The 13,454-nt window shown below is 56.9% G+C and carries 11 protein-coding genes; 4 read left to right on the top strand and 7 right to left on the bottom strand.

Annotation, left to right across the window (positions count from 1 at the left end; all coding sequences use genetic code 11):
• Window positions 1-5: 5 nt before the first annotated feature.
• The 7 genes from AC2FJV_RS07410 to AC2FJV_RS07380 all read right to left on the bottom strand — a co-directional run bounded on the left by AC2FJV_RS07410 (window position 6) and on the right by AC2FJV_RS07380 (window position 8,471).
• Window positions 6-1,271 (bottom strand): M20 family metallopeptidase, encoded by a 1,266-nt coding sequence (locus tag AC2FJV_RS07410; RefSeq protein ID WP_496713244.1) that lies wholly within the window; start codon window positions 1,269-1,271, stop codon window positions 6-8.
• The gene (locus tag AC2FJV_RS07405) at window positions 1,268-2,452 is read right to left on the bottom strand and encodes an ROK family transcriptional regulator (RefSeq protein WP_281995501.1); all 1,185 of its coding nucleotides are present in this window, start codon (window positions 2,450-2,452) and stop codon (window positions 1,268-1,270) included. The genes AC2FJV_RS07410 and AC2FJV_RS07405 overlap by 4 nt, the downstream gene beginning before the upstream one ends.
• A 257-nt stretch (window positions 2,453-2,709) precedes the next feature.
• Window positions 2,710-3,723: an Ldh family oxidoreductase gene (locus AC2FJV_RS07400; protein ID WP_281973183.1), complete on the bottom strand. Its 1,014-nt coding sequence runs from the start codon at window positions 3,721-3,723 to the stop codon at window positions 2,710-2,712.
• 12 nt (window positions 3,724-3,735) lie between these two features.
• Window positions 3,736-4,365, bottom strand: coding sequence for a DUF3726 domain-containing protein (locus tag AC2FJV_RS07395; protein WP_496690022.1), 630 nt, complete (start codon window positions 4,363-4,365; stop codon window positions 3,736-3,738).
• Entirely contained in the window at window positions 4,362-6,050 is a 1,689-nt protein-coding gene (locus tag AC2FJV_RS07390) for a hypothetical protein (RefSeq protein WP_496690021.1), read from the bottom strand. The genes AC2FJV_RS07395 and AC2FJV_RS07390 overlap by 4 nt, the downstream gene beginning before the upstream one ends.
• Before the next feature lie 4 nt (window positions 6,051-6,054).
• Window positions 6,055-7,029, bottom strand: coding sequence for a membrane dipeptidase (locus tag AC2FJV_RS07385; protein WP_496690020.1), 975 nt, complete (start codon window positions 7,027-7,029; stop codon window positions 6,055-6,057).
• Window positions 7,029-8,471: an aldehyde dehydrogenase family protein gene (locus AC2FJV_RS07380; protein WP_271949981.1), complete on the bottom strand. Its 1,443-nt coding sequence runs from the start codon at window positions 8,469-8,471 to the stop codon at window positions 7,029-7,031. The genes AC2FJV_RS07385 and AC2FJV_RS07380 overlap by 1 nt, the downstream gene beginning before the upstream one ends.
• 98 nt (window positions 8,472-8,569) lie before the next feature.
• Here AC2FJV_RS07380 and AC2FJV_RS07375 point away from each other — a divergent pair, with 98 nt between their 5' ends.
• From AC2FJV_RS07375 to AC2FJV_RS07360, 4 genes are all read left to right on the top strand, one after another.
• A complete protein-coding gene (locus AC2FJV_RS07375; RefSeq protein ID WP_142637763.1) occupies window positions 8,570-9,457 on the top strand; it encodes a LysR family transcriptional regulator in 888 nt (295 codons plus the stop codon).
• A 341-nt stretch (window positions 9,458-9,798) separates the two neighbouring features.
• On the top strand, window positions 9,799-10,749 hold the full coding sequence (locus AC2FJV_RS07370; protein ID WP_142637765.1) for an ABC transporter substrate-binding protein: 951 nt from the start codon (window positions 9,799-9,801) through the stop codon (window positions 10,747-10,749).
• A 77-nt stretch (window positions 10,750-10,826) separates the two neighbouring features.
• Window positions 10,827-11,864 (top strand): quaternary amine ABC transporter ATP-binding protein, encoded by a 1,038-nt coding sequence (locus tag AC2FJV_RS07365; RefSeq protein ID WP_142637767.1) that lies wholly within the window; start codon window positions 10,827-10,829, stop codon window positions 11,862-11,864.
• Window positions 11,857-13,446 (top strand): ABC transporter permease, encoded by a 1,590-nt coding sequence (locus AC2FJV_RS07360; protein WP_271949986.1) that lies wholly within the window; start codon window positions 11,857-11,859, stop codon window positions 13,444-13,446. The genes AC2FJV_RS07365 and AC2FJV_RS07360 overlap by 8 nt, the downstream gene beginning before the upstream one ends.
• Window positions 13,447-13,454: the final 8 nt, after the last annotated feature.

Here is a 13,454-nt window from a genome sequence, read left to right as displayed (position 1 = left end):
CCTCCTCAGGTTGGATGCATTACGAGCGTGTCCGACGCACCGAACTGCGCTATGAAAAGCGCAAAAGCCCGGACGGCGGCGAGGTATTCTTCGACCTCAATTCGTTCTTCAAAAGTATGCGCCACGGCGATATCACCCGGTGCGCAGTAAACGGTTGGACAGCCGATCTGTTCTGTTAAAAATGGCATCTCAGACCAGTAGGGCGCGCCGCCGATTTCTACATTTCGGGACAGAGTTTGCTGTACACAGCTTTGCAACAGGCGAACCGCCTCGGTATCGGGGTCGTTTTCAACTGGTGAGCCGCCCTTGGGATGATCACGACCGGCTGGGTAGTCGATGCACACCTCTATACCTGTAGGTAGGCGATCCAGGCCAAGCGCTGTTTCCAATGCTGCCACTGCATCATCAAGCATTTCGCCAGGTCTAAGTTTCCGGATCAGTGAGAGCCTGCATTCTCCGGGCACTGCGATAAACCCGCCGCCATTGATATGCGTCACCAGAACAGAAGAGGCACCGACAAGGTCATGACGCGGGCCCGCGTTCAGTTCTTTTTCATGATCCCAGATTTTCGACAGAAGCGTATGCGTTGCTTTCAATGCATCGACCCCCAATTCGGGTCGGCCGAAATACGCTGTTTTTCCAGTTATCGTGATCTCGGCGATAAAGAACCCGATCTGGGCGGAATAAATGTCCAAACTCGTTGGCTCGACATAGATCGCGAAATCAGGACGGGGGATTTCGTCGGACTTGATACGTCCAACCAGATCTTTCGCCCCGGCGCTAACGCCGCTGTCAGGTTCACCGCTTTCTTCGTCACCGATGAAGGCAAAGGTCAGACTGGCTGAAGGCATAACGCCAAGTTTTTGCAGCAGGCGATACCCGGCAATCGCAGCGCAAATCCCACCCTTGAGGTCGCTTGCCCCACGCGACCAGATGTGCCCGTCCTGTTGGGCCGCGCCGAATGGATTTTTGCGTGCATCGTCTTCCCAGTATTCCTCCCAGCCCCGGATATGCACCGTATCCGTATGGCCCAAAATCATGAGGTTGGGACCCTCCACAGAAGCAATTCCCCAGACATTTTCGCGTTCACCCGCGAAACAGCCCCGTCCGGTATTCAGCCCCAGGGCCATAAGTTGCTGGTCCAGAAAACGCGCAAAACGTGTTTCATTGCCCGTCACGCTTTCGATGGACAGGGCATTGCGCAACAGAGTTAGGTCTGCATCAATATCCTGTTCTTGACGCAAGCGTTCTGAAAGAGCCTTAGCGGTCATGACATACTTGCCTTGAAGGTATCGAGCGCTGGAGGTGGTACGTTGATCTCGGCACCTTTCTGACCCTCGGCGAAAAGAGAGATATGTAAATGCGACAGGGCTATAGACACACCTCCGGCAAGGGCAGCATGCGGACCCAGCTTTGAGGGCTGGATCTCTATTTCACGGGGGTAGCACTGGGCGGCAAAGCGTCTGATCCGGTGCATCAACTCGTCACGCGCGCCGATAGAGCCCCCCATCACGATAAGGGACGGATCAAGGACCGCTACAATCGACGCCGAAGCCCGCGCGATCTGATAAGCGACATTGTCCAGCGTTTGCTCAGCTGCTTTGTCGCCGTTATTGGCAGCCTCAAAGATCGCAGGAACTGAGCAAGTTTTGCCCGTAAGCATCCTGTATTCGCCGATGATTGCATCGGTGGCGGTTACGCGTTCCAGCGCGCCTATTTTGTGGCTTTCCTTTGCAATGGGATCGGCACCAAAGGGAAGAAAACCTATTTCGCCAGCTGCACCAGATGCGCCACGCAGCAAAATACCTCCGACGACGATTCCTGCACCAATTCCGGTTCCGACGGAAACGAAGACCAGATCATCCTGGTCGCTTCGATGATCCATCCAATGCTCGCCCAGAGCGGCAAGGTTGACATCATTTTCGACAAGGATTTCTATCCCAAGCCGTTCGTTCAAAGTGCCAGCAAGATCAATCTGATCCAGCCCGGTTATGTTAGGCGCCATCAGGACCGCGCCGGTCCTGCTGTCCGGCACGCCTGGGACACCGACGACAGCTATTTTCAATTCGCCTGACGGGCATTGGGGGTCGTCTGCGGTTGCGCGAACCATACGGGCAACCTGATCGACCACTTGTCTGCCGCCGCTTTGTTCTGTCGGCTCTACGCGCTCGGCCAGAACGCGACCGGTCAGATCGCATAGTGCGACCCTGATCTTTGTTCCACCCAGATCGACGCTGGCGACCGTTGCCGCATCCGGAGCGATCTCATATACCACAGCGCGGCGTCCGACATGCCCCTCGGTCTGACCGACTGTCCGCACCCAGCCATCGCTTTCTAGGTTTCCGACAATTTCCGAGATTGTCTGTTTCGAAAGACCGGTCAGCTTCGACACGCTGGCGCGCGAAATGGGCCCATAGGTCGCAATCGCCTGAACGACCGCACTTTGAGACATTCGTCGAGAGATTTTCGTCTGCGTTGCCACGTCGATTCCATTTATTCGTTCTATTACCGAACTAAATATGGAGTGCGATTTGAGTCAACCCGGTTTTTCTGCGCTAAAGCATGAAATACGAAAAATGAGCCTGCTGCATCCGGGTCGAATTTTGGCTAAAGGCTTGGAAGCCGTTCTGAAAATTGGTGCTGGGTCAGAAGGTTTGGGTAAGGGTGCCCGAACCAGAAAGAATCTGATTGCGGGCTAAGAAAACCGGCTTATCCCAAGATGGCCTCGATCTTTTCAAGGGTCGCAATATTTACAGCCACGCCTTGTGTGGCCGATGCGACGCGTTTTGCGCGTCGGCCATCGCCAGGCAAATGTGCATCGTCTTGCGATCGAATGGCGTCGACGAGTTCCTCGATGCCCTGAGCAAAGCCACCCGACGACGATGTCGCCACAGGGTCGATCGCAATGAAAAACTGTCCGGTCTTGGGCGGGCCGCCAGCGGTTCCTGAAAAGGGCGAGGCGTTGATGCCCAGAGTGGCCCCTGTAAGAGCGGCCGCCATAACTTCGGTTAGAAGGGCCACACCGACGCCCTTGTACCCACCAGAAGGTGCCATGGAGCCCTTGAGGCCCACATTGGGATCAGTGGTCGGGTTGCCCTCGGCGTCCAATGCCCACCCAACGGGGATCGGCCTTCCTTCTCTGGCATGTTTCATGACCTCGCTCTTGGCGATTGTGCTGGCGCTTTGATCGATCAGCAGGGCGGGTTGCCCATCTGTACCGGGTACGGCAACGGAAAAGGGGTTGGTCCCTACAACCGGCTTTGCGCCACCCGATGGCGCGATCGAGGCTGGCGCGTTGGTAAAACCAAGCCCGACAAGCCCGGCCTGTGCCAGACGATAGGTGTGATAGCCCAGCACGCCGCAGTTATAGCTGTTGCAGATGCTCAGCACGGCAACGCCCTGTTCGCGCGCAGCGGTGATCAGCGTCTCATACCCGAGATCGATGGCTGAATGGGCAAATCCGGTTGCGGCATCTACGGTAACTACACCTGGCTTGGGCCGTGTCATGACCGGTTTGGCAAGCCCGTCGACCTTGCCACATTGGACATGCTCACAATAGATCGGGATATAGGCCAGTCCATGGCTTGCCACGCCGTCCGCCTCGGTTGCCGCGGTCGCAACCGCCAGCGGGCGGGCGTTTTCCGGTGAAGTCCCCGCAGCAACAAGCGCGCGAAACGACAGGTCTTCGATTTCGTTCAGAGTAAGGGTCCGGGTCTCGGTCAAATCAGTACCTCATCAGTCATTATCAGAAAGCCCGGCCCCTGCACCCAGCAGGCGGGATTCCTCGGTTGCGGGGGCATAGGTGCGGTGGGCAAAGCGATTCAGCGTTGCCCAAGCCTGATCAGTCGGGGCGGCGCGGGTCTGATGTGGGCTGGGGCCTGTACGCTGTTCCCCCAGCGAAACCACCACCCTGCGCGCCTGGGCGGGTAAGGTATCTGGGGTCGACACGGAATACCCATCACATGCCGCCAGATGCCCATCACAATCAAGCACCACACAGCCCTTGAGTTCACGTGCCGCATAGGCAGCAAAGGGCAGTAACAGGGCAGGGATTGCAATGTTGGCCATCTCAACCGGTCCGGCGCGCAGCTGTTCGGCACAATCCGACAGCAAGGTGCCAGTGGCCAGAGGGCACAAAGCGCCCTTGCCCTGCCATGGGCCCTGCATCGCATCTGGTCTGTGATCTGCCGGCGCCGCAGCCAAACCCAAGTCCAGCAGGTGGGCCAGCTCTGCAGTCCCGTTCAGCCCATGCCCGCACAACCAGCGTGTGGCTTTGGCGGCCTCTTCTGCCAGACCCCAGGCATACCCTGCCCCTCGGGCAGCGCGTTTAGAGGTGGCTTCGATCTCGTTCAGTGAATAGGTCATTGCGGCAACTCCGGATAAACCCACAGATCGGCATTTTCCGGCGTTAGCTCATCAGGATATGGTGCGCCGGAATACATGCAGATCCGCACCCAGCGGTCCGACCGGGGGTCAAAATGGGTTGCCCCAAAAAACGACAGCTTGGCCCGCAGCATGTCGATAGGCAGGACAGTGGCGCTAATCGTGTTGTCGTGGATTTCACCATAGGGGGCTACTCGGCTCATTTGAGCGCGGCGCAGGGTGTGGCGATGTTCAGGATGGCGCAGCAGAAACTCTGCAACGGAGGAGCGAGTATCCCATTCGGCAAGCGCCTTATACGCCATCGCGGCGTCACGGGCCGGGGCAAGGGGCTGTTCGTAACCGGATATCGGTTCCTCAAAGCGCTCACCCAGTCGCGGCTCCAGCTTCTCCTCGGAGACATACCAGGCCCGCGCACAGTTTTCCGCTGCGTTCCAATCCAGATCCAAGGCCCAGCCAAAACTGTTACTGATCAGATCGCGCGCAGCGCCTACCGACATTGATCCATCAATCACATGGGCACTTGAATTACTGTCGGCCATACAACAGCTCAGCCCATCGACCAATTCGCCATAGGGCTCAAGGATAAGCGAGGCGAGCAGTTCCTGGCCCTCCTCGCTCAGCGCGGATTGCGACCACAGGATCAACCGATCCCAGGGTTGGTTCTGCGTCAGATCATCCCTGTCCAGATACCCAGAGATTGCCTGCAGATCGTTGTTGAGCGCCGCCAGCTTATCGCGCTGGACCGGATGCTCAGACTGCCACCAGGACATCGAGAGTTTGCTACGATCATAGATGCCACGGAATTGACGGGCCTCATCTTCCGAGGCGGTCAAGAGCGACCGTACCCGGGCGATGGCCTCCTCTCGCGCCATGATCCAGTTATTGAACAAGATCGGATGGTTGACGATGAACGGGGCCATGCCCAGACCTGTGGAATTGCCAATGCCGAGCCAACTGGCGATCTGCGGATCTAACTGCGCGGTTTGACCGCCGCCCTTCACTTGGGCCATATGCTGCACCAGATCGCGCACAAAGGTCCGGGTCAGGTAGACCGACAACATCTCGGTCTGGAACGGGCCGTTGACCTCGGGGCGACTGGCTGTTTTCTCGCGATCTGCAGCCCCAAACTTGCCGGAACCATACACGGCGGTTGTCCGCATCAGGTAGCCAACCTGATAAATCTGTTCCAGATCGGGTTGTTGACCAGCGGCCAGACGGTCGACCACATGTGCCCACAGGCGGACTGACCGGTTGGCGCGCGACAATGACAGTTCTGTCTCGCTGACGCGCCCGGCCTCTTGCACTGGTACGTTTTGCGACAGGCGGTGAATATCATCCGCCGTCGGAATGCCGTCAAATAGCGCGAAGGTGGCATCCCAGGCCTCGGCGATGACCCGGTCCGAGCGTTTTTCGGGCGGCAGATCATGGGCAAACGCCACCAGAGAATATGCGTGATCAGGGCCTTGCGCGGTATAGACCGCATGGCCAACGCCGTGTTCGTCAATCTCGAACGCAGGGCGGGAAAAACTCCAGTTTTCCTGCGCCATACGGCGGGTCAGTTGCCGCATGAAGCTGAGACGGCATTGATGCAGCGAGCCCAGCCGCGACAGCCGCATGACCATCGCGGGATCACGTCTGACATTTTCAGTCTGCACGCGTGTATTCATAGTGTTACCCTTGTGGGACGAAGTTCTCGGCAAAGAACTGATACCAGTTCCTGCCCATGATCCCGGCCACTTCGTCATCGTTCAGGCCGGTCGCGCGTAACCCTTGTTCGATGTTCCCAAAATCTCGGTTGTCCTGAAACCAGCCCGGCATGGGCGGAAAGCCTGGTGCCGAAGCGGATCCCTCGCCATAGTCGATTTCCTTGGTCCAGCGGCCAACCCGCATCCATTCCACAATGCTGTCGGGTTGATCCTGACACAGGTCTGTGCCGATCCCCAGATGCTGCGCGCCGTATTTGTCGGCGGCGCGTGCGATCATCTCGCAAAAACTGTCCAGCGTGCAGTCGGATTTATCTTTCAGATGGTGGGGATAAACCGAAAAGCCAAGCATCCCGCCATTTTCCGTCACTGCACGAATGACATCGTCACGCTTGTTACGCAGCGCGGGCGACCAATCATACGGGTTCGCGTGAGTGATGGCTATGGGACGCTCGGACCATTCTGCGGCCTCGATGGTGGAACGGTCCGCCGAATGGCTCATGTCCACTACAAGACCTACGCGGTTCATCTCTTTGATCACCTGCTTGCCCATACGGGTGATGCCTGTGTCATCGGCCTCATAACAGCCGGTCGCCAGCAAGGACTGGTTGTTATAGGTCAGCTGCATGAAACGGGCGCCAAGATCGTGCAGGATTTCGACTAGCCCGATATCGTCTTCGATGGGCGAGGGGTTCTGAAAGCCAAAGAACACAGCCGTCCGTCCCGTTTTACGAGCCGTATCGATATCGCTGGCCCAGCGCCCTTTCATGATCAGGTCCGGGTATTGTTCGAACCAGCGGTTCCATTTCTCGAAATTCAGAACCGTTTCGCGAAAGTTCTCGTGGTACGAGATGGTGACGTGGATCGCGTCCACGCCCCCGTCACGCAGTTGGCGGAAAATCTTTTCCGACCAGTTGGCATATTGTAGCCCGTCGATCCGCATCACACGGGGCCCGCGCTGATATAGGCGGTTTTGACCGTGGTATAGAACTCGGCCGCAGCCTTACCCTGTTCGCGCGGCCCGTAAGAGCTGTCGCCGCGGCCGCCAAAAGGCACGTGGTAGTCGGTGCCTGCAGTGGGCAGGTTCACAGTCACAACACCAGTGCGCGCATTGCGACGGAAATGCGTGGCGCGGGCCAGCGATTTGGTCACGATGCCCGAGGTCAGGCCAAAGTTGGTGTCGTTGACGACGCTCAGCGCTTCGTCATAGCTGCCAACCTTGATGACACTGGTCAGGGGCGCGAACATTTCTTCGCGGTTGATGCGCATGTCGTTGTTGGTGTTCAGAAACACGCCCGGCGACATGTAGAACCCGTCATGAGGCATCTCCAGCCGGGTTCCGCCACAGGCCAGCTCGGCCCCTTCGGATTTGCCCAGATCAACATAGGCCAGGTTTTCGCTCAGCTGCTGTTGGCTGACGACGGGACCCATCTGCACGCCTTCCTCCAGCGCGTGGCCGACCTTCATCGCTTGCGCACCGGCCACCAGCTTTTCGACAAACGCGTCATGGATACCCGCATGCACGACAAGGCGCGAAGACGCCGTGCACTTCTGTCCGGTGCCGCCAAACGCTCCTCCCAATGCCAGAGTAACGGCCAGATCCAGATCGGCATCGTCCATCACTGCCAGCGCGTTTTTTGATCCCATTTCCATCTGAACTTTGGTCAGGTTCTGGATGGCGGCTGCTGCGATACCCTTGCCGACCGGGACTGACCCGGTAAAGGAAATTGCATTGACCTTGGGGCTTTCGACCAGGCGTTGCCCGATGCTGCGCCCCGAACCCATGACCAGACTGAACAGACCTTTGGGGATGTCCTGACGTTCGATGATTTCGGTCAGTGCGACAGCGGATGCTGGGGTGATGTTGGCGGGTTTCCACACAACCGCGTTGCCATAGCACAGTGCTGGAGCAATCTTCCAAGAGGCAGTCGCGGTAGGGAAGTTCCATGGGCTGATGATGGCGACAACACCGACAGCTTCGCGGCGAACGTCTACTTCGATATCGGGGCGCACAGAATCCGCGTTCTCACCGATTTGACGCAGGCATTCAGCTGCGTAATAGGTAAAGAACTGCCCGGCGCGGAACACTTCGCCTTTGCCTTCGGCCAGCGGCTTGCCTTCTTCGCGCGCCAAGAGCGTACCCAGTTCTTCGGCCCGGACCATCATTTCATTACCGATAGCGTTCAGAACAGCTTGCTTCCGTTCGATGCCATAGGCGGCCCATTCAGCCTGTGCAACACGGGCTTGATCCAGCGTCGCCTCAAGCTGGTCAGCGCTGGCCTGTGCAAACATGCCGACCAGATCGCTCAGGTCCGAAGGATTGCGGTTTTCGATTTCAGACTCACCTGCCAGCCATTCGCCAGCAATCAGATTCAGTTGTGTCACGTTACGCCCCAGTGCGATTTCATTTGACCTAGGATGGATTTTTTGGCGAACATCAGTCAAACTCAATTAAATGAAACAAATTGCAGAAAAACTGAAGTATGGCGATCAAGATTGAAACACTGCGCAGTTTTTGCACGGTTGTGCAGACTGGTAATCTGACCGAGGCCGCCGACCGTCTTGGGCGAACGCAATCGGCGGTGTCGATGACGCTGAAGCAGCTTGAGGAGCACCTGGGTAAGAAGCTGTTCGAGGGAGAGCGCAAAAACCGACTGTCAGAAGTGGGTCGGCAGGTTCATGATTTGGCTTTGAAGCAGGTCAGACAGTTCGATCAAACAGTTCAGGATATCGAGGCAATAGCCAGCGCAGAGTACGGGCTGTTGCGGATCGTGTCTGTGCCGTCGGTGGCGGCTCTTGCCTTTCCCAAGGTGCTGAGTCACATGAATAGCCATTTCCCCGATATCAGGATCGAGCTCCGCGATACCGATACACAGCAGGTACTGGACGCAGTTGTGCAAGGAAAAGCGGATATCGGTATTGCATCCGGGTATCTTGCGCTAAACGGGGTCACAGCCACGCCCTTGTTCGAAGACAGGTTTGGGGTGGTTTGCACGGCTGCACACCCGCTGGCACAGCAATCAGAGATGCCAACCATCGAACAGGTGGCTTCGGTCCCCTTCATACGCAATGCTCTGTGCGATTTGGTTCAGTCCCCGCGGTTTCACGCGGCGATTTCGAAGGCCGGTGTGACCATTCAGAACACCCATTCACTGATCGCATTGGTGCGCACCGAGGAATGGGTGACGGTTTTGCCGCAAACCGTTGCACGGTCTCTTCCTGAGGCTATCGTCTTCCGTCCTATCGCTGATCTCGAAGATCAAAGGCAGGTGTATCTTTATGTCTCGCAACGCTCGCGCTTTCAAACGCTGACGGACGCGTTTGGGGACTTCATCCTGAAGCAGGATCTTGTACTGGGATCTGAGGACTGACTGGATAAAATCTGTGCCCCTGTCTGAGATGGCGCCGCTTAGGGGATATTGATGGCAGACAAGCCCACTCAAGAATCGGCTGCACCTATTTCAGGCCTCATATCGACCAAGATCAGAATAAACCGAAACTAATATTCGAGAAAGACGCATATATTGATTTGTGGCATGTTGTTCTTGATGGGTCATGTGTCGGCATGTTTGAATTTTCCTGTCAAACCGGCGCGCCCGGTAACTGGCTAAGAAAGGGGGATGGAACGTCATCCCGATGTCGTTTGGTAGGCGTACCGCTGCCCATAGGGTAAGAAGAACAGCGCCACGAACGCCCAACACGGAGAAATAATATGAACAAACTCACTATGTTACTGGGAGGCGCGTCGATGATGGTCGCTGTGCCTGCTTTTGCTGCTGACATTGTGATCGGTGTGCCGAACTGGCCATCGGTAAATGCAACAGCGCACATTCTAAAGGTTGCGATCGAACAAAATCTGGGGCTAGAGGTCGAGCTTCAGAATGGCACCAACCCGATCGTGTTCGAGGCGATGGATTCCGGCGCCATGCACGTACACCCCGAAGTGTGGATGCCGAACCAGCAGAACCTGCATGACACCTATGTAACCGAAAAGGGTACAGTTACCTTCAATTCCAATGGCGTTGAGGCGTTTCAAGGAATGTGTGTCGACAAAGCGACCGCTGATGCCAATGATATTCGGTCCATTGACGACCTGACCAATCCCGACATCGCGGCACTGTTCGACAGCAATGGCGACGGGCAGGGCGAAGTATGGATCGGTGCCCCCGGCTGGGCGTCGACCAACGTCGAGAAAATCCGGGCCAAATCATATGGCTATGACCAGGTCATGGAACTGACCGAGATAGACGAAACCGTCGCCTATGCGAACCTTGATAACGCGATCAAAGCGGGTGAGCCTTGGGTGGGTTTCTGTTATACGCCGCATTACGTGTTTGAACTGCATGATCTTCAGATCCTGGAAGAGCCGGCCTATGACGCGGCAAAATGGAATGTCCTGCAGCCCACGGATGATCCGGATTGGCTGGAGAAATCCGAAGCAGGTGTCGCCTGGGATTTGGCCTATCTGCACCTTCACTATGCCAAATCTCTTGAGGATGAGTACCCCGAAGTTGCTCGGCTGTTGTCCAACATGAAACTGGATACTGCCGCTGTCTCGGCCATGACTTATGCGCTTGTCATAGATGGCAAAGAGCCGCTCGCATATGCCGAAGAATGGGTCGGTGCGAACGAAGATGCAGTTCTGAACTGGATGTCAGAGTGATCGGTAACGCTCGGAACTGAATTACAGATAGGCCGCCGGGAATGCCTGGCGGCCTGTTTTGCATTGAAGGGGCAAGTATGACCGAAACAGTCGTTAAGCTGACAGATGTCTGGAAGATTTTCGGTGCGCGGGCAGAAGAGGCCATGACCGCAGTACGGGATGAAGGGATTGGAAAGCCTGAAGTTCTTGAAAGGTATAATTGTGTGGTCGGCGTACAGGGTGCGTCTTTCGAAGTCCCGCGCGGCGAAATCTTCTGCATTATGGGTCTTTCGGGATCCGGGAAATCCACGCTGGTGCGCCACGTGAACCGCTTGATCGAGCCGACCTCAGGCAAGATCGAGATTCTGGGCCAGGACGTATCCAAAATATCCGAGGCTGAGCTGCGCCGTATCCGCGCGCAGCAGATCGGGATGGTTTTCCAGCATATGGCGCTGATGCCGCACCGATCTGTCAGAGACAATGTGGCCTATCCTTTGGAAATTCGAAAAGTGTCCAAATCCAAGCGCTGGGCCGTCTCGGACCATGCGCTGGGTTTGGTGGACCTGACCGGGTACGAAGATCGCCTGCCCAAAGAATTGTCGGGCGGGATGCAGCAGCGTGTTGGAATTGCCCGCGCGCTGGCCTCTGATCCGGAAATCCTGTTAATGGACGAGCCCTTTTCTGCGCTCGATCCGCTGATCAGGTTGCAGCTGCAGGACCAGTTCAAAGCGCTGGTCGCCCAGTTGCAGAAGACCACATTGTTCATCACCCATGATCTGGACGAAGCTATCCGCATTGGCCACCGAATTGCGATCATGAAAGATGGTGTCATCGTTCAGATTGGCACACCGGAAGACATCGTGATGAATCCGGCCGATGACTATGTGCGCGAGTTTGTTCAGGGCATATCCAAACTGAAACTGGTCAAGGCGCATTCAATCATGGAGCCACTGGACAGCTATTCCGGCCCGACCGACGGCGCGCCGCGCGCGGATGAGGGGGCCGATCTGGATCAGTTGATCGACCTGGCTGTCGACACGGACCTGCCGGTGATCATCACCGATGCAGGACAGGACGTGGGCGTCGTGACCAAACCGCGCCTGCTGCGCGGAATTCAGGGGGGCAAGAATGACTGATGTAACCACCGAAGTGAAAGTCACCGCCGCCTCGGATATCGAGGTCGACCATGAGGCACTGGATCGGTCCATTCACGAGTTTGCTGGTCCGAATGGGGACTATTACGTCAAGGCGTTTCACAAGATCCATGATGCAACCAGCGCGGTTCCGAATACGTTCAATCTCTGGGCCGGGGTTCTGGGGCCTTTGTGGTCAGCATCACGAGCCATCTGGGGGATGTTCTGGACCTTTCTGATCCTGGAAATCATCGCTTGGGTTCAGATCGGGCGTGGTGCCTGGGGCAATCCGGGCGCTGACATGGTGGAACGTGCCGAACGTCAGCAGGCACGCGCCGACGAGCTGCTGGCGCGGGCGGCCGATGCGACAGAGAAGGCCGATATTGACCGTTTCACCAAGCTGGCAGCGAATATACAGAAAGCCGCCGATGCCAGCTTTGGAAAAGCCGCGGCCGCGCAGTCTGAAGCGCTGAGCATCATGATCACCGGATTGCTGATGCTGCTGGTCTTCAAACTGGCACAGGGCTTCTATGCCGACCGCGTCTATGAAAAACAGTATTCAAAATGGCGGACCGATCCGGACAGTACCGAAAGTGGCCAGTCCAGGCGAAATATGGTGCTGGGGGCTGTGCTTGTTGCGGCGATTGGGCCGTTGATCGTCTACAAATTCACGGTCAATGCTTCGCTGGCCATGTTGGATGCATTCCCCGAAAAAGAAGTGTCCGCACTGATATTGGGTGAGGGCGGCGGGACCCTGTTTTCAAACCTTGCAAGCTGGATGGAGGCGCAGATAGATGCGGCCGCTCTTGCTGGCGGGGACGTATTCGATGGGATTGTCGCTGGGGTTCGGTCGGTTCTGGATGCCCTGACCATTGCGCTGATCGGGTCGCCTTGGCCGGTTGTGATGCTGGTGATATGTGTGACGGCTTGGCGGGCTGCAGGCCCCCGAGTGGCGATCTTCACGGCGTCTTCATTGGCCTATATCGCCTTGCTGGGATATTGGGATGTGGCGATGGAAACCGTGGCGCTGGTCGGTGCGGCGGTGCTGTTATGCGTTGTTTTTGGCATTCCACTGGGCATTTGGTTTGGCAAGTCCAGGCGTGCCTACCGCGCGGCAGAGCCCGTGCTGGACTTGATGCAGACTTTGCCGGCCTTCGTCTATCTGATCCCGATTATCGCCTTCTTTGGCACCGGCAACCCGCCCGGCATTCTGGCCACGATCATCTTTGGCATGCCGCCGGTCATCCGACTGACCGCGCTGGGCATGCGCGGAGTGCCCGACAGTATCAAAGAGGCTGCTGTGGCTTTTGGGGCCTCGAAATGGCAATTGCTGAAGGATGTCGAGATACCTCTGGCCTTGCCGTCGATCATGACCGGGGTGAACCAGACTATCCTGATGTGCCTATCGATGGTGGTGATCATTTCGCTGATCGGTGGCGGAGGGCTGGGCAAGGAAATCCTTGAGGCGTTGCAATATGCAGCCAAGGGGCCCGGCCTGTTGGGCGGCTTTGCCATTTTGTTCCTTGCTATGGTCATGGACCGTATTGTTCAGGGCGCATTTCGGCGAGAAGACGAAAGAATCTGAACTTCTAT

This window comes from Ruegeria sp. CDSA241 (assembly GCF_059611265.1).
The sequence above is the reverse complement of the archived record's forward strand: the minus strand, read 5'-3'. Positions and strand labels throughout refer to the sequence as shown.